This window comes from Streptomyces sp. NPDC088746, assembly GCF_044751065.1.
In the GTDB taxonomy this organism is placed as follows: domain Bacteria; phylum Actinomycetota; class Actinomycetes; order Streptomycetales; family Streptomycetaceae; genus Streptomyces.
The window spans coordinates 751,065-775,214 of sequence record NZ_JBIVLA010000001.1 but is presented as its reverse complement, the minus strand read 5'-3'; the positions used below and the strand labels follow the sequence as shown (position 1 = coordinate 775,214).

The following is a 24,150-nucleotide window of genomic DNA, read 5'->3' as shown; positions in this document are numbered from 1 at the left end:
CCAGAGAATATCCATGGCCAAAGGTTCTGGGAGCGTTGGGCGCTCACCCGTGGTGGCCGTGCCCCTCTCCGCGAACAGCGGCGCCGTCGAACTATCGGAGCCCGGACCCCAGCCATGCGTCCAGTACGGCGAAGTCCGCGCCGGTGAGGCCGCGCCAGGCCTCGACGCGGTGGAGGAGTGCCCGCCCTGGGTGGTGTACCTCCACCCAGGCGCGGTCGGCCTCGGCGATCTCGTCGTCGACCCACGCGAAGGGTCGTCCGGCGGCCCACCGGACGAGGGCCGGAGTCTTCCAGTGGAACCCGGGCGGCCCGCCCTCGTGGGACGGCTCCGGCCAGGTCACGACGGGGAGTTCGGGCAGACCGAGCCACGGTGCGATGCACTCGTTCGCGTCGGACATCCACGTCGTGGCCCACACCAGCTCGCACGGCAGCGCCTCCAGACGGCGTCCGTGATCAGGATCGATTCTGGCGATCAGCGGATTCGGTCCCGCCCCTCCGAAGGTCGGGTAGCCGTCCGGGAGTTGTTCCCGTGAGGCGCCGAACGGGATGAGCGGGCCGTCGACATCGAGGAAGAGGACGGGCAGCGGAGAACCGGCCACGCGTCAGCGGAGCCCGTCCACGAAGGCCTGCCAGGCGGCGGTGCTCATGACGAGCACGGGGCCGGCCGGGTTCTTGCTGTCGCGGACGGGGACGGACGCGGAGCAGCCGTCGGCGACCTCTACGCAATCACCGCCGGTGCTACCGCTGTACGACGACTTCCGCCAGGCGGCGCCGCCGGTGACGGTGCACTCGACGCATTCGCCGCCAGAACTCCCGCTGTAGCTGGACTTACGCCACGGCGCGCTCTTCAGGTTCGGGCCGGTTGCCATAACGCTCCTCCATCACACGGGTGATCAGCGCCGCGGAATCCTCGACGGAGAGGGCTGCGGCCTGCAAGTGAGCGTAGCGGCGCATGGCCTCCCTGATGGTCTCGGGGCTGGCGGTCATGTGGCCCGAGATGAGGTCTTCCGTGTAGATGATGTCCGGGTCCCCGTCGAAGCGCAGAAGGTTGAACGACCCGTCCAGACTCGTGTGTTCGCCTGCCATGAACGGCAACACCTGGACCCGCATCCACCGGTGCCTCGTGAACTCCAACAAGCGGGCGAGTTGGTCCCGCATCACCTCGCGCCCGCCGATCGGCCGGTGCAGCACCGCCTCGTCCAGGATCGCCCAGGCCAGCGGGGGCTGTGAGCGCTCCAGGATCCGCTGGCGTTCCATCCGGGCCGCGAGCAGTCCCTCCAGGTCGTCGGGCATGCCGGTGGCCAGGACCGCCCGCGCGTACTCCTCCGTCTGCAACAGCCCGTACACCAACTGCGCCTGGTACGTGGAGATGTACGAAGCCCGCGCTTCCATGTCCGCGTACGCCTGGAACCACGTCGGCAGTTGGCTCCGCAGGACCAGCCCGATCAGCCGTGAGAACACCCCGTCCGTGCCGAGCGCGGCGTCCAGGCGTTCCGAGAAGTCGCGGGTCGGGACCTTCTTCGTCGTCTCGATCTGGCCGATCAGCGAGCCCGTACAGAAGATGATCTCGCCGAGCTGGCCCTGCTTGAGGCCGGCGGCCTCCCGTCGGCGGCGCAGCTCCCAGCCGTAGAAGTCCAGTGGGGAAGCACTTGGGTCGAGTGACTGCACGTGGGCCATGGAGGGGCCTCTCGCTCCAACGCCTGGCGGCGTTCGTTTGATTTCGTAGCCGAGAGTAATCAAGACACTGCATCCTGGTGACATGAATCACGTATCCGGCACCCGGACCGGTGACATGGAAGCTGTCTACCGTGCCGATCTCGCGATGGGCGCGCACTCGGCCCGTCATCTGCGCCGCATCCTGCGGCTCTACCTCACCCGCTGGGCGCTGCTCGATGTGGCGGACGCGGCGGAGCTCGCCCTCACCGAGCTGATCGCCAACGTCGTACGGCATGTTCCCGGCCGCCGCTGCCAGGTCTTCATCTTCCTGCTCCCCACCGGGGGCGTGCGCGTCGAGGTCGCGGACGCGTGCCCCCGGCTGCCCCGCCCTCTCGACGGGGACGTGCTCGACGAGGGCGGCCGGGGGCTGCTCCTGGTGGACGCCGTCGCCGACAAGTGGGGCGTGGAGGAGCGCCGTGACGGATGCGGGAAGACGGTGTGGTTCGAGTGCGCTCAGCGGGAGGCGGCGAGCTCCGCGAGCACCGCGTCGGTGAACGGCGTCCAGACCTCGGCCGCCCACGGTCCGAAGGCGCGGTCCGTCAGCGCGACGCAGGCCGCGCCCGCCGCCGGGTCGATCCAGAGGAACGTGCCGGACTGGCCGAAGTGGCCGAAGGCGGCGGGGGAGGAGGAAAGCCCGGTCCAGTGCGGCGACTTGGAGTCGCGGATCTCGAAGCCGAGCCCCCAGTCGTTCGGGTTCTGGTGACCGTAACCGGGGAGCACGCCCTTGAGACCGGGGTGTACGACGGTCTGCGCCTCCAGGACCGTACGCGGGTCGAGGAGGCGCGGGGCCTGTACCTCGGCGGCGAAGCGCACGAGGTCGTCCACGGTCGAGACGCCGTCCTTGGCCGGGGAGCCCTCCAGAGTCGTCGACGTCATGCCCAGGGGCTCCAGGACCGCCTGGCGGGCGTACTCGGCGAACGGGATCTCGGTGGCCTTCGCGATGTGGTCGCCGAGCACCTCGAAGCCGGCGTTGGAATACAGCCTGCGGGTGCCGGGAGGCGCGGTGACCCGGTGTTCGTCGAAGGCGAGGCCGCTGGTGTGCGCGAGGAGGTGGCGGACGGACGAGCCCTCGGGGCCGGCCGGCTCGTCCAGCTCGACGGCGCCCTCCTCGTACGCCACCAGGGCCGCGTAGGCCGCCAGCGGCTTGGTCACCGAGGCCAGCGGGAAGCGGTGCGTGGTGGGACCATGGGTACCCAGGAGCGTGCCGTCCGAGGTGACGACGGCGGCTGCCGCGGTGGGGACGGGCCAGTTCTCGATCATCGCCAGGCTCTGCATGCGTATGAGCCTAACGGGAGCCGAATCCGGGATCGCGACCCGATTACGCTTGCTTGGAGTGCACTCCAACGTTCTAGCGTGGAGGTCATGACGGTGATGGAGAGCAGTTCCGCACGGACGGACACCCGCGCTTCCGCCCCGAAGGCGCGTCCGCGCCCCGAGGGCCAGGACCACTACACCATCAGCGAGGTCGTCGCGTTCTGCGGGCTCACCGCCCACACGCTGCGCTGGTACGAGCGGATCGGGCTGATGCCGCACGTCGACCGCTCCCACACGGGACAGCGCCGCTTCAGCAACCGCGACCTGGACTGGCTGACCTTCGTCGGCAAGCTGAGGCTGACCGGAATGCCGGTCGCCGACATGGTCCGATACGCGGAACTGCTCAGGGAGGGCGACCACACCTTCGCCGAGCGGCAGGAACTGCTGGAGGCGACCCGGCGCGACGTGAAGACACGGATCGCGGAACTCCAGGGGACCCTCGCCGTGCTCGACTTCAAGATCGACTTTTATGGCGGCGCCCGCGCGGCGTCGGAATCCGAAAGGGCCTGACGACATGAGTGAGACCGGAAAGATCGCGACCGTACAGCTCGCCGACGGAGGCCCGCAGGTCGGTGTGCAGGGGCTCGGCTGCATGGGGATCAGCGAGTTCTACGGAACCACCGACGAGCCGGCCGCCCGGGACACCCTGGAGGCGGCGCTGCAGGCCGGGGTCACCCTCTTCGACACCGCGGACATCTACGGGAGCGGTGCCAACGAGACGTTCCTCGCGCCGTTCGTCGGGGCGCACCGCGACGAGATCACGCTGGCGACCAAATTCGCCATCGAGCGGCGGGACGACGACCCGCACTACCGGGGTGTGCGCAACGATCCCGCGTACATCCGCCAGGCCGTGGAGGCCAGCCTGCGCCGGCTGGGCACCGATGTCATCGACCTGTACTACATGCACCGCCGTGACCCGCTCGTCCCGTTCGCCGAATCGGTGGGTGCGATGGCCGAGCTCGTGGAGCAGGGCAAGGTCAAGCAGCTCGGGCTGAGCGAGGTGACCGGGGACGAGCTCCGTGAGGCGCACGCCGTGCACCCGATCGCGGCCCTCCAGTCCGAGTGGTCGCTCTTCAGCCGGGACGTGGAGCGCAGCGCCGTGCCCGCGGCCGTCGAGCTCGGGGTGACCCTCGTGCCGTACTCGCCGCTCGGCCGCGGCTTCCTGACCGGGGCGTTCGCGGACGCGGCCAAGGACCTGGGGGAGGACGACTTCCGCAAGCACCAGCCGCGCTTCACCGGGGAGAACGCGAAGACCAACGCCGCGCTGCTGGAGCCGGTGCACAAGATCGCGGCGGCGCACGGTGTGACGGCCGCGCAGGTCGCCCTGGCCTGGGTGCAGCAGCGGGCCCAGGTGCACGGCCTGACCGTGGTGCCGATCCCCGGTACGCGTAAGCGGAGCCGTCTGCTGGAGAACGTGGCGGCGACCCGGCTCACGCTGACCCAGCAGGAGCTGGAGCTGCTGGAGCCCATCGCGGGCCAGGTGGCGGGGGACCGGTACCCGGACATGAGCAACACGGCCACCGCGCGGGAGTAAGCGGCCCTGGTGGGGGCCGCTAGGGGATGTAGCGGCGGAATCCCTCTGCCAGGGCCTTGAAGCCGCAGGCCCGGTAGAAGGTGTGGACGTACTCGTCATCAGCCGCCAGCAGCTGGACCTTGTAGCAGCCGGCTGCCTTGCCCAGCCCGACGGCTGCCTCCACCAGCCGGCGGCCCAGTCCCCGCCGCCTGAAGGAGCCGGCCACCACCACGTTCTCCACGAACAGGATGGCCCGGCCGCCGCGAGTCAGGTTCGGCATGACGATGCAGTCCGCCGTTCCGGCCACGGTGCCGTCGGCCTCGGCCACCAGGACCGTGCGTCCCTGCTGCTTCGATATGGCTGCCCAGACGGCATCTGCGGACGCCTGGGGCAACGGAGCGTCGTCCGGGTTCAACTCGCCGTAGAGAGCCAGCAACGCCGACAGGTCCGCCTCGGCCGCCGGCCGCACAGTGATCGTCATGCGCTGAGCCTGGCACGGGCAGCCGCACGTCTGCCTCAGGCCAGCCGGAGCGCGAAGACCGCGAAGCCCGCCGCGAGCAGCCCGGCCGCTGCCCGGCGGGCGTTCGCGGTCCGGCCGGCGGTCTGCCAGGGCGCCTCGAACCTGCGGGCGTACCGGGAGATCAGCACGAGCAGGGCGGCGAACACGGGCGTCCACGCCAGCCGGGCCAGGATCCAGCCGAGCGAGTCCGGGTCGGTGGTCAGCCCGGGTACGGCGCCGGCGAAGGAGGCCGGGACGGCGGCGGCCAGCATCGCCGTCTGGTGCCAGCACAGGATCGTCATCGCCGACAGGTTGATGACCACCACCGGCGCCCACAGCGCGGGGCGGCGCCCTGCCGATCCGGCCGTGCAGCAGGACCGCCGCACCGCTCTGCGCCGAGGCCAGCGCGAGGACCAGCAGCGACGGCGGATGCGAATTGGTCCGGGTCTCGCCGGGCACGCCGACCATCGAGGCCGGGTAGTGGAAGGCGAGCAGCAGCACGGCGAACAGGGCCGTGCCGCCGACGAGCAGGAGCCGGGCGCCCCGCCGGGAGAGACGGCCCTCGCCCCAGCTGACGCCGAGCTGATAGGCGAAGAGCCAGCCGGGCAGGATGTTCAGCAGACTCAGCCAGGACGGCACGGCGTCCGCGTACGGCCCGTAGCGCAGGAAGTCGACCGCGGCGACCGAGCCGATCAGCGGGGCGGCCGCCCAGCCGCCGAGCCGCCGGGCCAGCCGTACGCAGTACGGCGTGAGTGCCGTGACCACGGCGTACACCCCGACGAACCAGAGCGGCTGGATCACCAGCTTCGCCCCCGTACGCAAGGTGTCCTCGGGGACGCCGACGGCGTACAGCACCGGGATCATCAGCGCCCACACGGCGGTCACACCGAGCACGGGCCTGCCCAGCCGCACCATCCGGCCGCGCAGCCACGCGCCGGTGGTGGACGGCCGGCGGTGGTAGGAGAGGACGGAGGCGTAGCCCCCGACCAGGAAGAACACGCCCAGCATCTGGAGCACCCAGCTCACCGGGGAGAACACGGCGAAGGTGGAGAGCGGGCTGGCGTTGTGCAGGCCGCCCTCGCTGTCCAGGCCGAACCCGCCGAGCAGCCAGTGACCGGCCGGTACGGCCATCAGCGCCAGGGCGCGCAGCCCGTCGACCGCGCGGTCGCGGTGGGCGGGAGTGCTCGCGTCGATCCGGGAGGCCAGCTGCCGGGCGCTCATCGGGAGACCCCCTCGGCGATGGCGGTGAAGGCCCGGAGCGAGTCCGTGCCGGGGGCGAAGTAGCCGGTGTGGCCCTCGGCGTCCTCCGCGGGCACCCGTCGCGCCCCGAACTCCTCGTCGGCCGGATCGGCGCCGTGGCCCAGACCCGCCACCCGGACGTGCGGCACGTCGCCGATCCAGTCGGTGTCGTCCTTGGCCGCCCAGACACGTGCTCCGGTGTGCAGACCGGCCACGTCGTCCGCGCGCATCCCGGGGGAGCCGAGCACGACCAGGTCCGTGGCCCCGAGACCGGAGGCCGCGAGCCCGCACACCACCGAGCCGTAGCTGTGGCAGAACACGGCCGGCGCGGGCAGCCCGTCGGACGCAAGACCCGCCGTGAACCGGGTCAGCCGCTCCGCCCCGGCCTCGGCCAGCGTGCCCGTCGCGGCGTCCAGCCCGAGGCCCACCGGGGTGGTGTACCCGGCCCAGGCGATCACCGCACTGCCCCGACCCGTCCCGGCGTACAGGGACTTGGCCATGCCCGCCGGCGTGCCGTACACGTCGCCGCGCCGGTCGAAGGTCCCCGCGTCGATGTCCGACCCGGGTACCACGACGGACACATGACGCGCGGAGCGCAGGTCGCCGAACACCTCGGCGACCTGGCCGCGGCCCCGGGGGTCGAAGGCGAGGATCTGCCGGCCGGACGCGGCGAGTCCGGCGTACCGGGCGTCGTCGGAGGCGCGCAGCGCAAGGGCGTTGGCGCGGTAGCGGAGCTCCAGCGGTGTCCCGTCCAGATTGCCGACGACCGACGGATGCCGCTCCAGCAGCACCTGCCGCTCGGCCGGGCCCAACCCCCGGAAGAACGCCTGCACTTGCTCGGGCGTCGCGCGGCCCGGGTCCGGCAGCTCCCGCCCCAGCACCCCGTCCGCACGCCACGAGGCGCTGCCGGGCGGCGGACCCGTCACCGCCCGCTGGGTGTTCCCGGACGCCCAGCCGGCCGTCCCCGCCACCACGGTGGTCGCCAGTGCGACCGCGGCCAGCGTCCTCGCGAATCGGCGCATCGTGCCCTCCCCTTACGGAACCGGCGCACCGTTCGGTGTGCCGGAGAGGAAGGTAGGAAGACGGTGGGTGACAGGGCGTCACACCGGGGGGCCAACTGTCCGGTGCTACCGGGGTAGGGGGCGTACGGGGGGACAGCCCCCCGTCGAGCAGGGGGCCGGCGGCAGGGGCGGCTACGCCTCGCCCGGAGCCACCAGCCCCGACTCGTACGCGAAGATCACGGCCTGTGCCCGGTCCCGGAGTCCGAGCTTCGCCAGCACCTTGCCGATGTGCGTCTTCACGGTCTGCTCGGCCAGCACCAGCCGCGCCGCGATCTCCTGGTTCGACAGGCCCCGGGCGATCAGCTCCAGGACCTCCGTCTCGCGCGGTGTCAGACCGTTCAGCCGCAGCGCCGGCCCGCCGGACGGCGGAGCCGGGCGCTGCCGTGCGAAGTCCGCGATGAGCCGCCGCGTCACGGACGGCGCGAGGAGCGCGTCCCCCGCCGCCACGACCCGCACCGCCGAGATCAGATCCGCCGGCGGGGCGTCCTTCAGGAGGAACCCGGACGCGCCGGCGCGCAGCGCCTCGTACACGTAGTCGTCGACGTCGAAGGTGGTGAGCATCAGGACCTTCGGCCGGTGCACCACCCCCGTCGGCGGGCTCAGCAGCTCGCGGGCGGCGGCCAGTCCGTCCATCTCCGGCATCCTGACATCCATCAGGACGACGTCCGGATGCACCGACCTGCTGACCTCGACACCCTGGCGCCCGTCCGGGGCCTCGCCCACCACGTCGATGTCGCTCTGCGCCGCCAGCAGCGCGGCGAACCCGGCCCGCACCATGGCCTGGTCGTCGACGATGATCACGCGGATGGTCACGATTCCTCCGGAGTCACGGATGGGGAGGGCGGCCTGTCCGGTGGCAGCGGGAGCCGCGCGGCCACCCGGAAACCACCGTCCGGCAGCGGCCCGGTGTCGAGTGTGCCGCCGGTCAACCGTACGCGTTCCCGCATGCCGACCAGCCCGTGTCCCGTCCCCGACGTCTCCAGCGGCGAACCCGGCTTCTCCGCCTCCTCGTTCACGACCAGCACGGTCAGATGGCCGTCGCGCGCCGTGACCGACACCCTGGTCCGCGCACCCGGCGCGTGCCGCACCACGTTGGCCAGCGCCTCCTGCACGATGCGGTACGCCGAGAGGTCCACCGCCTGCGGCACGCCGCCCCGCTCCACCGCCTCCCGCACGTCCGTCGCCATCGACAGCTCGGCCGGGAGCCCCGCTCGTACCGTCGCCTCCACCAGCTGCTGCACCCGGTCGAGCCCGGGCTGCGGGGCGAGCTCGCCCCGGCTGCCGTCACTGCGCAGGACCGACAGCAGCCGGCGCATCTCGGCCAGTGACTCCCGGGCCCCGGCCGCGATCGAGGCGAACTCCGCCCGCGCCTCCTCGGAGAGCCCGCTGACCCGGTACGGCGCCGAGTCGGCCTGCACCGTGATCACCGACATGTGGTGCGCGACCACGTCATGGAGCTCCCGGGCGATCCGGGTGCGCTCCTCCAGCAGCGTGCGCTGCGCCCGCTCGGCCTCGCTGATGGTCCATTGCTCGGCGAGCCGGCGTTGGGCCTCGCCCCGTTCGCGTACCGAGGCACCGATCACCAGCACCACCGCGCCGAGAACGCACAGCAGGAGCGCTCCGCCGTCGCTGCGCACGGGCGCGAGGAGGTGCAGCAGCGACCCGGCCGCGCCCGTCGCCAGCCACACACCGATCACGGTGTGCCGCCTCTCGCGCAGTCCCAGGGCCAGCAGCACGAAGAGGTAGCCGACGACGACCGGCGGGGTCCACGGCCAGATGGTGCCCGGCTGCTCGGGCCGTGCCAGCAGCACCAGGGCGCCCACGATGTCGGCGGTGAAGACGATCCACCAGGCCTGCAACGGCCGGTGCGCCAGCATCAGCATAGGCGCGGCCTGTCCGACGGCCAGGGCGCCGGCGACTCCGCCGCGTACCCCGTAGTCGCCGGTCAGCACGTTGATCGTGACGGGGACGAGGGTGACGGTGAGCGCGAGCACGACCGCGTACGGCAGCAGCCGCAGCCAGCGCCTCGGGGACTCGGCGAACAGCGGGGTCGGCGGGTGGGACGCGTGGGACAGCCCGTGGGCGAGCTCGCGCAGATTGCGGCGGGCGGCGCTCAGCAGACCGTCGGCGGGCGGGGGCCCGGGGGGAGACGGGGGCATGATCGGGTCAGAGTAGGCGCGGAGTGTGCCGGGCGGCGTCATACCGGGGGACGGACCGCGGGCCGCCGGACCCGTACCCAGGTAGGGGTCGGCCCTGTTCCGGGGAGCGGGCGGCGGGGTGCGGCCTACAGCTCGGCGAGGAGCTCCGCCTTCTTCGCGCTGTACTCCGCGTCCGTCACCAGGCCCGCCTGGTGCAGGTCCCCGAGGTGGCGTATACGTTCCGCGATGTCCGCGGGGTCGCGCCGCGCGCCGCCCACCGGGACCGGGGCGGTCGCGACCGGCACCGACTGCGTCCGGCGGACGGACTCGAGGACCGCCGCGGCGAAGGGCAGCGACTCGTGCACCGGCCCGTAGCCCAGGCCGAACACCACGGCGGCGGGATCCTGGTCAGGCTGCGCGCGGACGGGCGTCTGCCCGCCGGGCACCGGGTCCGGTCCGGGGCCGTCCGCGTCGGAGTCCGACGCCGCGCCGCGTGGCAGCAGCCGGAGATATCCCTCGAAGGCCTCGGGCGAACGCCACTCGATCCCGGCCAGCTCCGCCACCGGGAACGTCTGGTCGCCCGCTTTCCACTTGGCGCTCGACGCCCCCGTCCAGAACCACCGGAACGAGACCAGGGCCCCGTCGAAGCCGGCCCGGCCGTCGTACGCCTTGAAGTGCATCGGCGCCTCGGGTGCCGTCACCATGAAGCGTTCGGCGGGCAGGGACGCCTCGGACCCGAGCACGGCGCGCAGCTCGTCGGCGTAGTACTCGGCGAGCGTCTCGCGCTCTGCGGGCAGCACCAGGCGGTAGGGGTCGTTCCCCTCCTTGAGCTGCCCGGCCGCGGCCGCGAGCAGTGGATCGGCACCTGGTCTCGGCACCGCGCGCAGGACCACCGTGCCCCGCTTGCCGGGGGTCAGCGTCACCGACGACAACGCCGCATACGGAATGCGGCGTTCACGCAGGCTCTGGAAGAGCCTCGGCGTGCGGATTCCCCGTTCGAAGCGGATGAGCACGGAGTCGGTGTCGAACTCCCAGGTGGCATGAATTCCGGCCAGCACATCACCCATGTGCCTCATCGTATGTGGCACAGGCCCGCACGTCCCCCTTCGGTACAGGCGGAATCGCGACCAGGCAGACAGGCCGTTCGCCGCTCTCTACGCGCGTCAGACGACTTTCTACGCGCGTCAGGCCTCTGACTCGCCGGAAATCTCCCGATGACACGCGCTGTCGGAGCTCGCACAGCTGACCGAGTCGTAGGCGCCCACTCCGATCGCGGCGAAGTTGCTGAGACTCTCCGTGCCCGGCTCGAAATAGCCGCTGTGCCCGATCGCGCCGCTCGCCGACACGATCCGCGCGCCGAAGGCCGGGTCGACCGGGTCGGCACCGTGTCCGAGCCCGCCGAACGCCATGTTCGGCACGTCCGCGATCCAGTCGTCGCTGTCCCGCATCGCCCAGACCCTGGCCCCGGTGTGCAAGGCGCCGGCGGTGTCCGCCCGCATCCCGGGGCTGCCGGCCACCGCGATGTCGGACACCCTGGACGGCAACTCGTCCGCGGCCATGCCGCACAGCACGGAGCCGTAGCTGTGGCAGAACAGCGAGACGTCCGACGCGCCGGGCAGCGCGTCGAGGAGGCCGTTCAGCCGCTTCGCACCCTCCGCCGCGAGCCCGCCCAGAGCGGAGTCCATGCCGATCCCGACGGGCGCCGTGTAGTCGGCCCACGCGATGACCGCCGTACGCGAACCGGGACGCGCCGAGCGCTCCGCGGCGTACAGCGACTGCGCCATGCCCACGGGCGCCGCGTTCTTCTTGACGCCGGTGCGCTCCAGCGTCAGGAGGTTCGTGTCGACCCCGGGGACGACGACCGAGACCCGCTCGGCCCGGTCCAGATCGCCGAGGACCTCGGCCGCCCGGCCGCGGCCCGACGGATCGAAGGCGAGGATCTGCCGGTCGCCGGAGAGCATGGACCGGAAACGCGCCAGCCGGAGCGCGGCCTGATGGCGCCCGTCCGGTGAGAGACGGGTGTCCTGTGTGCGCTGTTCCTCCGCCGCCTTCGCCTGCGCCAGCGCGTGCCGGTTGGCGCGGTAGCGCAGGGTGACCGGAGCGCCGTTCAGATTCCCCACCACCAGCGGGTACTTGTCCGCCAGGGCGACCTGCTGGCCCGCCGTGAGCGTCGCGAAGAAGTGTGCCAGCCGGTAGGCCGGGGCACTCACGTCCGGGAGGGCGTGACCGGCTATCCGGTCCTTCGCCCAGGACGCGAGCGCCGTCTCGCGCGGCGCTGACGACTGCTGATGACGCACGGCGGTCCATCCGGTGGTCGCCAGCATCACGAACACGACCGCGATGGCGAGCAGAGCGCGCCACGCGGTGAGAGTGGGGGAGGAGTCGAAGGAAGTCACTGCGCCCCACCCTAGGAGACGCGCGCGGGACGCCGTCGCAGGGGTGACACGGATCACTCGACCGCGGGGAATTGACCGTCCACCTCTTACGCTCCGTGTGCGCCGGATCCACGGTCCGGCGCGGTTGAAGCCCGTCGCGTACACGAATCGGCATGCGGAGCATGGGCATTGTGAGTTCGGCCATGCGGGAGCGATGAGGGGTGCGGCACAGCTGTGCGGTCCGCGTAAGCACGCCTACGCGGCGCGCCAGCTCCCGGAAAGCGCAGGTCCGAGCTGGTCCAGGTGGAGTTCGGTCAGCTCCCGGAGCGTCTCCACCCCCGCGTCCTTCCGGCGTCCCCACAGCTGTCCGGTCATCCGCATCACCCCGGAGAACGCGGCGACGGCGACCCGGGGGCGCGGATCCGCCTCCGGGTCGATCCCCTCACGCTCCGCGATCAGCAGGGCGGCCTGGTGCTCCAGGCCGATGTGGCGGCGCATATGGGCGGCGTGCAGCGCGGGGGTCGACTCGATCACCCGGTAGGCGCGCATCTGGAGTTCGACCGTGACGTCGTCGTCGGTGTCGGCGATGGTCTTCCAGGCGTCCAGAGCCGCCCGGCGCATTGCCTCGAAAGGGGCTTCCGCGGCAGGACGTTGACGCAGCTCCGCGAGGAAGCGCGCGTCCACCGCCTCCTGGACGGCGAAGGCGACGGCCTCCTTGTTGGCGAAGTAGCGGAAGAAGGTGCGCTGGGAGACGTCGACGGCGTCGACGATCTCGTCGACCGTCGTCCGGTCGTATCCCTGTGTGGTGAAGAGCCGGAGGGCGGTGTGCAGCAGGGCTTCGCGGGTGCGCCTCTTCTTGCGTTCGCGCAACCCCGTCGGCGCCCCCGGCGCGGGAACCCCGGATGTCTGCCTGCGTGTCACCGACCGGACCTCTTTTCCCTGTTTTTCCCTGATCAGACTACCTGTGAGCTACGTGGCAGTTACTGTCTTGTGAATTGGTTTGTCAACTGTCAGCAGCTGTCATAACGTCCTGCGCATGACTAGTCAGACCACTGTCGAGAAGGCACCGCGGGAGCCTGAAGACACCCTTGTTCCCGCACCGGCGAAAGGGCTGCGCGGCCACCCCTGGCTGACGCTCTTCGCCGTCGCCATCGGCGTGATGATGGTGGCGCTCGACGGCACGATCGTCGCGATCGCCAACCCTGCCATCCAGCAGGACCTCGGCGCCTCGCTCGCCGACGTCCAGTGGATCACCAACGGCTACATGCTCGCCCTCGCGGTCTCCCTGATCACCGCCGGCAAGCTCGGTGACCGTTTCGGCCACCGGCAGACGTTCCTCATAGGCATCGCGGGGTTCGCCGCCGCGTCTGCCGCCATCGGTTTCTCCGGCAGCGTGTCCCTGGTGATCTTCTTCCGGGTGCTTCAGGGCCTCTTCGGCGCACTGCTGATGCCGGCGGCGCTCGGCCTGCTGCGCGCCACCTTCCCCGCCGAGAAGCTGAACATGGCGATCGGCATCTGGGGCATGGTGATCGGCGCCTCGACCGCGGGCGGACCCATCCTCGGCGGTGTGCTCGTGGAGCACGTGAGCTGGGAGTCCGTCTTCTTCATCAACGTCCCCGTCGGAGTGGTCGCGCTCCTCTTCGGCCTCGTGATCCTCAGGGACCACCGCGCGGAGAACGCGCCGAAGTCCTTCGACATCGGTGGCATCGTCCTGCTGTCGCAGGCGATGTTCTGCCTGATCTGGTCGCTGATCAAGGGCTCCGAGTGGGGCTGGGGCGACTGGAAGACCCTCGGCTTCCTCGGCGCCGCCCTCGTCCTGTTCGTCGTGTTCGCGCTCTCCCAGAAGAACGTCCGCGAGCCCCTGATCCCGCTGGCCATGTTCCGCTCCGTGCCGCTGTCGGCCGGTGTCGTCCTGATGGTGCTGATGGCGTTCGCCTTCATGGGCGGACTGTTCTTCGTCACCTTCTACCTTCAGAACGTCCATGGCATGAGCCCCGTCGACAGCGGTCTGCACCTGCTGCCGCTGACCGGCATGATGATCGTCGGCTCACCGCTCGCCGGCGCCGCGATCACCAGGTTCGGGCCGCGCGTGCCGCTGGTCGGCGGCATGGTGTCCGTCGCGGTCGCCATGTTCGGGATGTCCCAGCTGAGCATCGGTACCGGCACGCTGACCATGTCGCTCTGGTTCGCGCTGCTCGGCTTCGGCCTCGCGCCGGTCATGGTCGGCGCCACCGAGGTCATCGTGGGCAACGCCCCGATGGAGCTCTCCGGTGTCGCGGGCGGACTCCAGCAGGCCGCCATGCAGGTCGGCGGAAGCCTCGGCACGGCCGTGCTCGGCGCCGTCATGGCCGCCCAGGTGGACGCGAAGCTCGACGACAACTGGAAGGCGGCGGAGCTCCCGCCGGTGGACCCGGCGCAGCTGGACCAGGCGTCCGCCGCCATCAAGGTCGGTATGCCGCCGGTCGCGCCGGGCACCCCGCCGGAGATCGCGGCGAAGATCACCGGCGTCGCCCATGACACCTTCGTGTCGGGCATGAGCGCGGCCTTCATGGTCGCGGGCATCGTCGCGGTGGCCGCCGCCCTGGTCGCCACGCTCACCAAGCGGGGCACGAACGCCGAGGCAGGAATGGGCGCGGGCCACATCTGACCCCTCGAAGACACCTGGCCCGCCCCGGCCCGCACGTGGGCCCCAGGCGTCAACACAGCGCACCCGACAGCCCCGCCGGACGGTACCGGCGGGGCTGTCGCCTATCAGGGTGGTCCACCGCCCGGCCCCTTCCCGGCCCGTACTTCCGCAGGTCAGAGTGCGGACATGGCGAGCCGCCCGGCTCGTCGGCGCCGCGCCGGCCGAGGCTGACGCGGCACCGGACCACGGGGGTTGATCCACCATGCGCAAGACCGTCCTCGCCGCCACCCTGGCGGCCACCGCACTCGTCCCGGCCACGGCCCTGTCCTCCGGCGCCGCACCGGCCGCCCACCACGGGCCCACCGGGCAGGAGCGCTCCCGCAGCGCCCCGCAGTCCGCCCCGGCGGGGCTCGCGCCGTGCGGCGCGGGGCAGCTCTGCCTCTGGGCGAAGTCCGACTTCACCGGGGCCAGGCAGGTCCACGAGCTGTCCACCGTGGACATCGAGAGCTGCGTCCCCCTTCCGGAGGGACGCCACGCCCAGGCGCTCGTCAACCGCACCGGCCGTCCCGTCACCACCTACCAGTCGGCCGAGTGCGCGGAGACCGGCGAGTTCGAGACGTACCCGGGAGGCGGCACCTGGGTGCCCCGGTCGCCGTACGCGGTCCGGGCCTTCAAGATCTGGGAGAGCTGAGCGAACGCCGAAGGGCGGCGGACCCGGGGTCCGCCGCCCTTCTTCCGGAACCGTGGGTTCCCTACGCGTCGCCGCCCTCCGGGCCGGGGCCCGCGGCGGTCACGTCCAGCAGTTCGTAGCGGTCCAGCGCCGTCTTCAGCGCCGAACGGTCGATCTTGCCTTCCTTGGCCAGCTCCGTCAGCACCGCCAGCACGATCGACTGCGCGTCGATGTGGAAGAAGCGGCGGGCCGCACCCCGGGTGTCGGCGAAGCCGAAGCCGTCCGCACCCAGCGACTGGTACGCGCCGGGGACCCAGCGGGAGATCTGGTCGGGCACGGAACGCATCCAGTCCGAGACCGCCACGAACGGGCCCTCGGAGCCGGAGAGCTTCTGCGTCACATACGGGACGCGCTGCTCCTCCTCCGGGTGGAGCAGGTTGTGGCGCTCCACCTCCACCGCCTCACGGCGCAGCTCGTTCCAGGAGGTCGCCGACCAGACGTCCGCCTTCACGTTCCACTCGTCGGCGAGGATCCGCTGGGCCTCGACCGCCCACGGGACCGCCACACCCGACGCCATGATCTGGGCCGGGATCTGGCCCTTCTCGCCGGCGCGGTAGCGGTGCACGCCCTTGAGGATGCCCTCGACATCCACATCGGCGGGCTCGGCGGGGTGCTGGATCGGCTCGTTGTAGACGGTGAGGTAGTAGAAGACGTCCTCGTTCTCGTCGGGGGCCCCGCCGTACATCCGGCGCAGGCCGTCCTTGACGATGTGCGCGATCTCGTACCCGAACGCCGGGTCGTACGAGACACAGGCCGGGTTCGTCGACGCGAGCAGCTGCGAGTGGCCGTCCGCGTGCTGGAGCCCCTCACCGGTCAGCGTCGTACGGCCGGCGGTCGCGCCCAGGACGAATCCGCGCGCGAGCTGGTCGGCCATCTGCCAGAACTGGTCACCGGTCCGCTGGAAACCGAACATCGAGTAGAAGACGTACACCGGGATCAGCGGCTCACCGTGCGTGGCGTACGCCGAACCCGCGGCGATCAGCGAGGCCGTGCAGCCGGCCTCGGAGATGCCGTCGTGCAGCATCTGGCCGGTCGGCGACTCCTTGTACGCGAGGAGGAGCTCACGGTCCACGGACTCGTACTGCTGCCCCAGCGGGTTGTAGATCTTCGCGCTCGGGAAGAACGCGTCCATGCCGAAGGTGCGGTACTCGTCGGGCGCGATCAGCACGAAACGCTTGCCGATCTCCTTGTCCCGCATGAGGTCCTTCAGTACACGGACGAACGCCATGGTCGTGGCGATCGACTGCTGACCCGAACCCTTCTTCGCGGTCGCGTACGCCTTCTCGTCCGGAAGGGGCAGCGGCTTCGCCCGCACCACACGCGTCGGGACGTAACCGCCCAGACCCTGGCGGCGGTCGTGCATGTACTGGATCTCCTCCGAGTCGCGGCCCGGGTGGTAGTACGGCGGGTTGCCGTCCTCCAGCTGCTTGTCCGCGATCGGGATGTGCAGGCGGTCACGGAAGCGCTTCAGGTCGTCCGCCGTGAGCTTCTTCATCTGGTGGGTCGCGTTGCGGCCCTCGAAGTTCGGTCCGAGCGTCCAGCCCTTGACCGTCTGCGCCAGGATCACGGTCGGCTGGCCCTTGTGGGCCTTGGCCGCCGCGTACGCCGCATAGACCTTGCGGTGGTCGTGACCGCCGCGGCCCAGGTGCAGGATCTGGTCGTCGGACATGTCCTTGACCATGTCCCGCAGCCGCGGGTCGTCACCGAAGAAGTGGTCACGGATGTACGCCCCGGTCTCGGTCGCGTACGTCTGGAACTGGCCGTCCGGGGTCGTGTTCAGCTTGTTGACCAGGATGCCCGTGCGGTCCTGCGCGAGCAGCGGGTCCCAGGTGCGGTCCCAGACCAGCTTGATGACGTTCCAGCCGGCACCGCGGAACTGCGACTCCAGCTCCTGGATGATCTTGCCGTTGCCGCGCACGGGTCCGTCGAGGCGCTGCAGGTTGCAGTTCACCACGAAGGTGAGGTTGTCGAGACCCTCACGGGCGGCGATGGAGAGCTGGCCGAGCGACTCGGGCTCGTCCATCTCGCCGTCGCCGAGGTAGGCCCAGACGTGCGACTTGGAGGTGTCGGCGATGCCGCGCGCCTCCATGTATCGGTTCATCCGCGCCTGGTAGATCGCGCCGAGCGGGCCGAGGCCCATCGAGACGGTCGGGAACTCCCAGAAGTCCGGCATCGACCGCGGGTGCGGGTAGCTGGAGAGCGCGTGGCCCGCCTTCGACTTCTCCTGGCGGAAGCCGTCGAGCTGGGCCTCGCTCAGCCGGTCGAGCAGGAAGGCGCGGGCGTAGATGCCCGGGGACGCGTGTCCCTGGAAGAAGATCTGGTCGCCGCCCAGGCCGTCGTCCTTGCCCCGGAAGAAGTGGTTGAAGCCCACGTCGTACAGCGAGGCGGAGGAGGCGAACGTGGCGATGTGGCCGCCGACACCGATCCCGGGCCGCTGGGCGCGGGAGACCATCACCGCGGCGTTCCACCGGGTCGCGTTGAGGACCTTGCGCTCGATCTCCTCGTCGCCCGGGAAGAACGGCTCGTCCTTCGTGGCGATCGTGTTGACGTAGTCGGTGCTGCGCATCTCGGGCACGGCCACGCGCTTCTCGCGCGCGCGCTCGATGAGCCGGAGCATCAGATAGCGGGCCCGCTCACGGCCGCGCTCGTCGACGGCGGCGTCGAGGGAGTCGAGCCATTCCTGGGTCTCTTCAGGATCGAAGTCCGGGACCTGGCTCGGAAGGCCGCCAATGATGATCGGGTTGCGATCGGATCCGGAAGCCACGCTGTTCCTTCGCTGTTCGGTGGTGCTCTTCGGGGCCTGTATGCGGGGAACGTACCCCCGGGCGGCTGCTGTACGCCGCCTCCATCGTGTACCGCGAGGAGCCGGACGTCATCTCTACTGTGGGGTAACACGAGGTTCCAGGACGCCGTGTCCGGGCACCAGTACCAGCAGCGCGAGAGCGGTCCTGCCCAAACCGCAACCATACGCCCAACCCGGCCAAGCGTTCCCAAAGCCCGTTCGAATCCGAATGGCGGAGCGAAACGGCATAAGCTGAGGAAGGACGTAAAGGGTCCGGACACCATTTCCGGCCCCGCAGGAGACATGCCGGTAGTTGCGGCGACGTGGCAGGGAACGTCACCGTTTAGGCGGTCTCGGACGCCGGGTACTTGCGCGATTCGCCGAGCCCGTGTGGACTACGGCCAATGCCCCGCGCACGCGCGTGGCTGAAGCATTTTCCGAAACATGATCAGGAGGCAACCCGTGAGCGCGACCGCGGACCACGCGGAGGAACGGACCAACACGGCCGCAAGGCTTGGGTTCGAACCCGGACAGGTGGTCCAGGAGATCGGCTACGACGACGACGTCGAGCAGGAGCTCCGTGAGGGCATTGAGGCCACAATCGGCCAGGAACTCGTCGACGAGGACTACGACGACGTCGCTGACGTCGTCCTGCTCTGGTTCCGTGACGAGGACGGCGACCTTACGGACGCGCTGGTGGATGCCATTGGTCTGATCGAGGACGGTGGGGCGGTCTGGCTGCTGACGCCCAAGACCGGCCGCGACGGATACGTCGAACCGAGCGACATCAACGAGGCTGCCCAGACAGCTGGTCTCGCCCAGACCAAGAGCATCAGCGCGGGCAAGGACTGGACGGGCAGCCGTCTGGTCACTCCCAAGGGGGCCCCGGCCAAGCGCTGAGAGCTCTTTCACCACCTGGGCCCCCGACGGCATCGCGCCGCCGGGGGCCTTCGTACGCGCCGGGGCGGACCTGCCCAGGTCCGCCTCGGGACGCTGCGTAGGGTGGGTGTCACCCGGACGGCCCAGGCCGGGAAGTGTGACGTTCGTGAAGGGATGCGTTTTACATGGCGATCGAGGTCGGCACGAAGGCTCCGGATTTCGAGCTGAAGGACAACCACGGGCGCACCGTGAAGCTCTCTGATTTCCAGGGTTCTCACGGCGCCAAGAACGTGGTGCTGCTCTTCTACCCCTTCGCCTTCACCGGTGTCTGCACGGGGGAGCTGTGCGCGCTCCGCGACGAGCTGCCCAGGTTCGAGAACGACGACACCCAGCTGCTCGCCGTCTCCAACGACTCGATCCACACCCTGCGCGTCTTCGCCGAGCAGGAGGGCCTCGAGTACCCGCTGCTCTCGGACTTCTGGCCGCACGGGGAGACCTCGCGGGCGTACGGCGTCTTCGACGAGGACAAGGGCTGCGCGGTGCGCGGCACCTTCATCATCGACAAGGAGGGCGTGGTCCGCTGGACCGTCGTCAACGGCCTGCCGGACGCGCGTGACCTGAACGACTACGTGAAGGCACTCGACGCGATCTGATCCGGCCCGACCTGATACGGCTTGTTCGGGATCCGGGGTTTGCGACCTGCCGGATCCGGGGATCTCCTGGCGGCGACCGGCCAAAAGCCTGTTTTGGCCGGGAACCGGTCACTAGGATCCAATCGTTGATCCGATGCCAACGCACGACGGGGGCGCTGGTGTCTGCCGGCCCTCTCAAAACTTTTGGAGGACTCGTGGGAGTCAGCCTCAGCAAGGGCGGCAACGTCTCGCTGACCAAGGCCGCGCCGAACCTGACCGCGGTCATCGTGGGTCTGGGCTGGGATGCCCGGACGACCACCGGCGGTGACTTCGACCTCGACGCCAGCGCGCTGCTGACGAACGCCGAGGGCAAGGTCGGCAGCGACGGGAATTTCGTCTTCTTCAACAACCTCAAGAGCCCCGACGGTTCGGTCGAGCACACCGGTGACAACCTCACCGGTGAGGGCGAGGGCGACGACGAGGTCATCAAGGTCAACCTGGCCGGCGTCCCGGCCGATGTCGACAAGATCGTCTTCCCGGTCTCGATCTACGAGGCCGAGAGCCGTCAGCAGAGCTTCGGCCAGGTCCGCAACGCGTACATCCGCGTGGTGAACCAGGCCGACAACAGCGAGCTCGCCCGCTACGACCTGAGCGAGGACGCCTCGACGGAGACCGCCATGGTCTTCGGCGAGCTCTACCGCAACGGCGCGGAGTGGAAGTTCCGTGCCATCGGCCAGGGGTATGCCTCGGGTCTGCGCGGCATCGCGCAGGACTTCGGCGTCAACGTCTGAGCCGGTCCGGAGCATCCTCCGGACACCCGCAGCTCCATCGCGTCCGGCGCCGCACCACGTGCGGCGCCGGACGCGCTCGGCAGCCCGCCCCGCGTCCGTCAGGAGCCCTGCCGGGCCGCCATATCGTCCATCGACTCGGGGAGGACACACCATGGGCGTCACGCTCGCCAAGGGAGGCAATGTCTCCCTCTCCAAGGCCGCACCCAATCTCACGCAGGTGCTGGTCGGGCTCGGCTGGGACGCACGATCCACGACGGGAGCCGACTTCGACCTCGACGCCAGCGCACTGCTGTGCCAGTCGGGCCGGGTCCTCGGCGACGAGTGGTTCGTGTTCTACAACAACCTCACAAGCCCCGACGGCTCGGTCGAGCACACCGGCGACAACCTCACGGGGGAGGGCGACGGCGACGACGAGTCCGTCATCGTGAACCTCACGCAGGTGCCGGCGCACTGCGACAAGATTCTTTTCCCGGTTTCGATCCATGAAGCCGACAATCGTGGGCAGACATTCGGTCAGGTGGCCAATGCCTTCATCCGCGTGGTGAACCAGGCGGACGGCCAGGAGCTGGCACGGTACGACCTCAGCGAGGACGCGTCGACGGAGACGGCGATGATCTTCGGTGAGCTCTACCGCTACGGCGGCGAGTGGAAATTCCGTGCAGTCGGACAGGGGTACGCGTCAGGGCTGCGGGGCATCGCTCTAGACTTCGGGGTCAACGTTTCGTAAAGCCGCGCACGGCGCGGGGGAGCCCCGTACTCAACCGGGGGAGACCCGTTACATACACGATGGGGTAGCCAGTGCTTCTGAAAACCTTCGGCTGGTCGTTCGCGGTTACCGCGCTCGGCCTGGTCGCAGCGGTGTTCTACGGGGGGTGGCAGGCATTCGGCGTCGTTGCGATCCTGTCGATCCTGGAGATCTCGCTGTCCTTCGACAACGCGGTGATCAACGCCGGAATCCTGAAGAAGATGAGTGCCTTCTGGCAGAAGATCTTCCTCACCATCGGTGTCATCATCGCGGTCTTCGGTATGCGGCTGGTCTTCCCCGTCGTGATCGTGGCCATCAGCGCGCAGCTCGGACCCATCGAGGCCATCGACCTCTCGTTCAATGATCCCGACCGGTACAAGGAACTGGTGACGGACGCCCACCCGTCCATCGCCGCCTTCGGTGGCATGTTCCTGCTCATGATCTTCCTCGACTTCATCTTCGAGGACCGTGACATCAAGTGGCTCGGCTGGCTGGAGCGCCCGCTCGCCAAGCTCGGCAAGGTCGACATGCTGTCGGTCTGTGTCGCGCTGATCGTCCTCATGATCGCGGCCATGACCGTCGCGACCCACGCGCACCAGCACGGTGGCGGGCACGCCGACAAGGCGTCGACCGTCATGCTTTCCGGGATCGCGGGTCTGATCACCTACCTCGTGGTCGGTGGTCTCTCCGGATTCTTCGAGAACAAGCTCGAGGAGGAGGAGGAGCGCGAGCACGAGGCCGAGGAAGAGGCCAGGAAGTCCGGCAAGTCCCCCTCCGCGGTGGTCCTCGCCGGCAAGGCCGCGTTCTTCATGTTCCTCTACCTCGAGGTCCTCGACGCGTCCTTCTCGTTCGACGGTGTCATCGGCGCCTTCGCCATCACCAACGAGATCGTCCTGATGGCCCTCGGCCTCGGCATCGGCGCCATGTACGTCCGTTCGCTCACCGTGTACCTGGTCCGCCAGGGCACGCTGGACGACTACGTCTACCTGGAGCACGGCGCCCATTACGCGATCGGCGCGCTGTCGGTCATCCTGCTCATCACCATCCAGTACGAGATCAACGAGATCATCACCGGTCTCGTCGGGGTCGTGCTGATCGGCTGGTCCTTCTGGTCCTCGGTGCGCCGCAACAAGGCCATCGCCGCAGCCGGCGGCGACGGCGGCGGCTCCGATTCCAAGGCGGAAGTGTCCTCCGGGGTGTGACCCGGTAAGGATTGAGGAACGCTCTCTCTGCGGGGCGGCCACGGTGGCGGTTCTCCGGGAACACCCGGACCCGGCCCGGCGGCCGCCCCGCAGTGGCGTGCGGGGCGTGGGAACCGCAGGTGCGGGGTCGGGCGTTACTACCGATACATATGGGGGTTGGGATGGCCTTCTGGGACGGCCTGTTTCCGCGGCGGGCCGCGCAGTTCGAGTCGGGTAACTCCGCGACGAACTCGATCGTGCTCTCCAAGCGCAACGCCACGGTCTCGCTGAACAAGCAGGGCGCCCTGTCGGGCAACCTGCGCGTCAACCTGTCGTGGCGGATGCGTACGTCGGACTTCGGCGGAAGGTCGCGGCAGAGCGGGCGGCTGCTGCGTCCGCTGAAGCTCTTCCAGCCCGACGTGGTCCAGGCGCACACCCAGGGCATGGTCAACGTGGACCTGGACCTGGGCTGCATGTACGAACTGGCGGACGGCACCAAGGGCGTTGTGCAGCCCCTGGGCAACCTCATCGGCGACCTGAACGCGGCGCCGTACGTCAGGCTCAGCGGCGACGACCGCTTCGGGGCGCCGTCGGGCGAGACGGTCTACGTGAACCTCGACAAGCGCGACGAGCTCAAGCGCCTGCTGTTCTTCGTGTACATCTACGACCAGACCCCGGCCTTCGACCGCACACACGCCAAGGTGACGCTCTATCCGGGCAACGGCCCGCGCATCGAGATCGAGCTGGACGAACGGGCCCCGCAGGCCCGCTCCTGCGCGGTGTTCACGGTCGAGAACGTCAAGGGCGAGCTGATCGTGCGCCGCGAGGTGAAGTTCGTTTACGGCTTCCAGTCGGAACTGGACCGGATGTACGGCTTCGGTATGCAGTGGGGACGCGGCTACAAGACGCGGGCCTGAGTGCGCACCGTGAAGGGCGTCCGCGCCTCCGGTTCACGACCGGAGGAACTGCGGGCCCTGCGGAGGGAGCACGAAATTCGGGTCCGCGGCGTGCGCCGCCGTCGCGGCCGGCTGCGGGTAGCCGTACGCCGGCTGCGCCGGGGCGGCGGGCTGCGGATAGCCGTAGGCGGGCTGAGGGGCCGCTGCGGGCTGCTGCGGGTAGCCGTAGGCGGGCTGGGGCGCCACGGACGGCTGCGGGTAGCCGTACGCGGGCTGCTGGTGCTGGACCGTGGCCTGGGAGTCGGGCGAGGGCGCCGTGGCCTCGGGGACGGACGGGGCGGGCGCGTCGGGGGTGCTGGGCACGGCCGCAGGGCCGGGCTCGGAGGCGGCTTCCGCCTCGTCCACCGAGATCCCGAAGGCGGTGGCCAGCCCGACGAGGCCCGTCGGGTAGCCCTGCCCCACCGCCCGGAACTTCCAGCCGTCGCCCCGCCGGTACAGCTCGCCGCAGATGACGGCGGTCTCCTCACCGGTCTCCGCGCGCACATCGAACACCGCGAGCGGCTCACCGTCGGCGGACGCCGCGTCGTACAGCGATATCCGCAGGTCGGTCACGCGTTCGAACGCCTCTTCGTCGCAGGACGCGGCGATGACCACCTGCTCCACGGAGGGGTCGAGCGCGGACAGGTCCGCCTCGATCGTGTCCGTGAGCCCTTCGGGGGCGCTGCGCTTGGGCAGGCGCCGCACGAGGCCCGACGGGTGCCGCGGCTGGTTGTAGAAGACGAAGTCCTCGTCGGAACGCACTTGCCCGGAGGGGCCGATCAGCAGGGCCGAGGCGTCCACATCAGGGACCCCGGCGCCCGGGGTCCATCGCAGCACGGCCCGTACGGCCATGGCGTCGAGAGGGACGTTCGAGCCCTTCAGCATCGCGTGCGTCATGGCGGTCATCCTGCCTGCTGGGGTGGTGTCCGGACAACGCGGGGGTACGAACCAGTAGGCCAGGCAGGGTTCGCGAGGGGCACGCAGGCGCGCCGCGC

General features: G+C 70.2%; 23 protein-coding genes and 2 pseudogenes. 11 read left to right on the top strand and 14 right to left on the bottom strand.

Annotated features, from left to right (window positions below; translation table 11 throughout):
- Nucleotides 1-91: 91 nt before the first annotated feature.
- The 3 genes from ACIP63_RS03785 to ACIP63_RS03775 are packed head-to-tail and all read right to left on the bottom strand — an operon-like array spanning nt 92 to nt 1,676.
- A complete protein-coding gene (locus tag ACIP63_RS03785) occupies nt 92-598 on the bottom strand; it encodes an HAD domain-containing protein (protein ID WP_401511132.1) in 507 nt (168 codons plus the stop codon).
- A 3-nt stretch (nt 599-601) separates the two neighbouring features.
- On the bottom strand, nt 602-868 hold the full coding sequence (locus ACIP63_RS03780; protein ID WP_401511129.1) for a DUF397 domain-containing protein: 267 nt from the start codon (nt 866-868) through the stop codon (nt 602-604).
- Entirely contained in the window at nt 828-1,676 is an 849-nt protein-coding gene (locus ACIP63_RS03775) for a helix-turn-helix domain-containing protein (RefSeq protein WP_401511126.1), read from the bottom strand. The genes ACIP63_RS03780 and ACIP63_RS03775 overlap by 41 nt, the downstream gene beginning before the upstream one ends.
- 82 nt (nt 1,677-1,758) lie before the next feature.
- On the opposite strand from ACIP63_RS03775, the pseudogene ACIP63_RS03770 reads away from it, so the two are divergent.
- Nucleotides 1,759-2,166, top strand: a pseudogene (locus ACIP63_RS03770) (ATP-binding protein); the annotation flags it as partial.
- Between the two features lie 2 nt (nt 2,167-2,168).
- On the opposite strand, the gene ACIP63_RS03765 reads toward ACIP63_RS03770, so the two are convergent.
- Complete coding sequence (locus ACIP63_RS03765) at nt 2,169-2,990, bottom strand: serine hydrolase domain-containing protein (RefSeq protein WP_401511124.1); 822 nt, start codon at nt 2,988-2,990, stop codon at nt 2,169-2,171.
- Between the two features lie 87 nt (nt 2,991-3,077).
- Between ACIP63_RS03765 and ACIP63_RS03760 the strand changes: the two genes are divergently transcribed.
- Nucleotides 3,078-3,539: a MerR family transcriptional regulator gene (locus ACIP63_RS03760; RefSeq protein WP_401511121.1), complete on the top strand. Its 462-nt coding sequence runs from the start codon at nt 3,078-3,080 to the stop codon at nt 3,537-3,539.
- 4 nt (nt 3,540-3,543) lie between these two features.
- Nucleotides 3,544-4,563: an aldo/keto reductase gene (locus ACIP63_RS03755; protein ID WP_401511119.1), complete on the top strand. Its 1,020-nt coding sequence runs from the start codon at nt 3,544-3,546 to the stop codon at nt 4,561-4,563.
- A gap of 19 nt (nt 4,564-4,582) precedes the next feature.
- Here the strand turns inward: ACIP63_RS03755 and ACIP63_RS03750 are convergent, their stop codons facing one another.
- The 8 genes and pseudogenes from ACIP63_RS03750 to ACIP63_RS03715 form a co-directional block, all read right to left on the bottom strand.
- Entirely contained in the window at nt 4,583-5,023 is a 441-nt protein-coding gene (locus ACIP63_RS03750; protein WP_401511116.1) for a GNAT family N-acetyltransferase, read from the bottom strand.
- Nucleotides 5,024-5,058: 35 nt separating this feature from the next.
- Nucleotides 5,059-6,262: pseudogene (locus ACIP63_RS03745) on the bottom strand (acyltransferase).
- Complete coding sequence (locus tag ACIP63_RS03740; RefSeq protein WP_401511113.1) at nt 6,259-7,302, bottom strand: alpha/beta hydrolase; 1,044 nt, start codon at nt 7,300-7,302, stop codon at nt 6,259-6,261. The pseudogene ACIP63_RS03745 and the gene ACIP63_RS03740 overlap by 4 nt, the downstream one beginning before the upstream one ends.
- A 171-nt stretch (nt 7,303-7,473) precedes the next feature.
- Nucleotides 7,474-8,154, bottom strand: a complete 681-nt coding sequence (locus ACIP63_RS03735; protein ID WP_401511110.1) for a response regulator — start codon at nt 8,152-8,154, stop codon at nt 7,474-7,476.
- Nucleotides 8,151-9,500: a sensor histidine kinase gene (locus ACIP63_RS03730; protein ID WP_401511107.1), complete on the bottom strand. Its 1,350-nt coding sequence runs from the start codon at nt 9,498-9,500 to the stop codon at nt 8,151-8,153. The genes ACIP63_RS03735 and ACIP63_RS03730 overlap by 4 nt, the downstream gene beginning before the upstream one ends.
- A gap of 125 nt (nt 9,501-9,625) precedes the next feature.
- On the bottom strand, nt 9,626-10,546 hold the full coding sequence (locus ACIP63_RS03725) for a DUF4429 domain-containing protein (protein ID WP_401511104.1): 921 nt from the start codon (nt 10,544-10,546) through the stop codon (nt 9,626-9,628).
- 117 nt (nt 10,547-10,663) lie between these two features.
- The gene (locus ACIP63_RS03720) at nt 10,664-11,875 is read right to left on the bottom strand and encodes an alpha/beta hydrolase (protein WP_401511101.1); all 1,212 of its coding nucleotides are present in this window, start codon (nt 11,873-11,875) and stop codon (nt 10,664-10,666) included.
- A gap of 234 nt (nt 11,876-12,109) precedes the next feature.
- A complete protein-coding gene (locus ACIP63_RS03715) occupies nt 12,110-12,775 on the bottom strand; it encodes a TetR family transcriptional regulator (protein WP_401511098.1) in 666 nt (221 codons plus the stop codon).
- Between the two features lie 115 nt (nt 12,776-12,890).
- Between ACIP63_RS03715 and ACIP63_RS03710 the strand changes: the two genes are divergently transcribed.
- Complete coding sequence (locus ACIP63_RS03710) at nt 12,891-14,501, top strand: MFS transporter (protein ID WP_401511095.1); 1,611 nt, start codon at nt 12,891-12,893, stop codon at nt 14,499-14,501.
- 241 nt (nt 14,502-14,742) lie between these two features.
- Nucleotides 14,743-15,171, top strand: a complete 429-nt coding sequence (locus tag ACIP63_RS03705; RefSeq protein ID WP_401511092.1) for a peptidase inhibitor family I36 protein — start codon at nt 14,743-14,745, stop codon at nt 15,169-15,171.
- A 61-nt stretch (nt 15,172-15,232) separates the two neighbouring features.
- Here the strand turns inward: ACIP63_RS03705 and aceE are convergent, their stop codons facing one another.
- Nucleotides 15,233-17,974, bottom strand: a complete 2,742-nt coding sequence (aceE, locus tag ACIP63_RS03700; RefSeq protein ID WP_401511089.1) for a pyruvate dehydrogenase (acetyl-transferring), homodimeric type — start codon at nt 17,972-17,974, stop codon at nt 15,233-15,235.
- Nucleotides 17,975-18,454: 480 nt separating this feature from the next.
- On the opposite strand from aceE, the gene ACIP63_RS03695 reads away from it, so the two are divergent.
- From ACIP63_RS03695 to ACIP63_RS03670, 6 genes are all read left to right on the top strand, one after another.
- On the top strand, nt 18,455-18,892 hold the full coding sequence (locus ACIP63_RS03695; RefSeq protein WP_031092598.1) for a DUF3052 domain-containing protein: 438 nt from the start codon (nt 18,455-18,457) through the stop codon (nt 18,890-18,892).
- Nucleotides 18,893-19,056: 164 nt separating this feature from the next.
- On the top strand, nt 19,057-19,524 hold the full coding sequence (locus ACIP63_RS03690) for a peroxiredoxin (protein ID WP_401511085.1): 468 nt from the start codon (nt 19,057-19,059) through the stop codon (nt 19,522-19,524).
- A 194-nt stretch (nt 19,525-19,718) separates the two neighbouring features.
- Complete coding sequence (locus ACIP63_RS03685; RefSeq protein ID WP_124276684.1) at nt 19,719-20,294, top strand: TerD family protein; 576 nt, start codon at nt 19,719-19,721, stop codon at nt 20,292-20,294.
- A gap of 151 nt (nt 20,295-20,445) precedes the next feature.
- Nucleotides 20,446-21,021 (top strand): TerD family protein, encoded by a 576-nt coding sequence (locus ACIP63_RS03680; protein ID WP_104785332.1) that lies wholly within the window; start codon nt 20,446-20,448, stop codon nt 21,019-21,021.
- A 71-nt stretch (nt 21,022-21,092) separates the two neighbouring features.
- The gene (locus ACIP63_RS03675; protein WP_401511081.1) at nt 21,093-22,241 is read left to right on the top strand and encodes a DUF475 domain-containing protein; all 1,149 of its coding nucleotides are present in this window, start codon (nt 21,093-21,095) and stop codon (nt 22,239-22,241) included.
- 161 nt (nt 22,242-22,402) lie between these two features.
- On the top strand, nt 22,403-23,137 hold the full coding sequence (locus tag ACIP63_RS03670) for a Tellurium resistance (RefSeq protein ID WP_401511078.1): 735 nt from the start codon (nt 22,403-22,405) through the stop codon (nt 23,135-23,137).
- Between the two features lie 33 nt (nt 23,138-23,170).
- On the opposite strand, the gene ACIP63_RS03665 is transcribed toward ACIP63_RS03670, so the two are convergent.
- Entirely contained in the window at nt 23,171-24,061 is an 891-nt protein-coding gene (locus ACIP63_RS03665; RefSeq protein WP_401511076.1) for a TerD family protein, read from the bottom strand.
- Between the last annotated feature and the right edge of the window lie 89 nt (nt 24,062-24,150).

Coding starts and splice junctions, on each gene's coding strand:
- ACIP63_RS03780 (WP_401511129.1), bottom strand. CDS start 868: ATGGCAACCGGCCCGAACCTGAAGAGCGCGCCGTGGCGTAAGTCCAGC.
- ACIP63_RS03775 (WP_401511126.1), bottom strand. CDS start 1,676: ATGGCCCACGTGCAGTCACTCGACCCAAGTGCTTCCCCACTGGACTTC.
- ACIP63_RS03765 (WP_401511124.1), bottom strand. CDS start 2,990: ATGCAGAGCCTGGCGATGATCGAGAACTGGCCCGTCCCCACCGCGGCA.
- ACIP63_RS03760 (WP_401511121.1), top strand. CDS start 3,078: ATGACGGTGATGGAGAGCAGTTCCGCACGGACGGACACCCGCGCTTCC.
- ACIP63_RS03755 (WP_401511119.1), top strand. CDS start 3,544: ATGAGTGAGACCGGAAAGATCGCGACCGTACAGCTCGCCGACGGAGGC.
- ACIP63_RS03750 (WP_401511116.1), bottom strand. CDS start 5,023: ATGACGATCACTGTGCGGCCGGCGGCCGAGGCGGACCTGTCGGCGTTG.
- ACIP63_RS03740 (WP_401511113.1), bottom strand. CDS start 7,302: ATGCGCCGATTCGCGAGGACGCTGGCCGCGGTCGCACTGGCGACCACC.
- ACIP63_RS03730 (WP_401511107.1), bottom strand. CDS start 9,500: ATGCCCCCGTCTCCCCCCGGGCCCCCGCCCGCCGACGGTCTGCTGAGC.
- ACIP63_RS03725 (WP_401511104.1), bottom strand. CDS start 10,546: ATGGGTGATGTGCTGGCCGGAATTCATGCCACCTGGGAGTTCGACACC.
- ACIP63_RS03710 (WP_401511095.1), top strand. CDS start 12,891: ATGACTAGTCAGACCACTGTCGAGAAGGCACCGCGGGAGCCTGAAGAC.
- ACIP63_RS03705 (WP_401511092.1), top strand. CDS start 14,743: ATGCGCAAGACCGTCCTCGCCGCCACCCTGGCGGCCACCGCACTCGTC.
- ACIP63_RS03690 (WP_401511085.1), top strand. CDS start 19,057: ATGGCGATCGAGGTCGGCACGAAGGCTCCGGATTTCGAGCTGAAGGAC.
- ACIP63_RS03680 (WP_104785332.1), top strand. CDS start 20,446: ATGGGCGTCACGCTCGCCAAGGGAGGCAATGTCTCCCTCTCCAAGGCC.
- ACIP63_RS03670 (WP_401511078.1), top strand. CDS start 22,403: ATGGCCTTCTGGGACGGCCTGTTTCCGCGGCGGGCCGCGCAGTTCGAG.
- ACIP63_RS03665 (WP_401511076.1), bottom strand. CDS start 24,061: ATGACCGCCATGACGCACGCGATGCTGAAGGGCTCGAACGTCCCTCTC.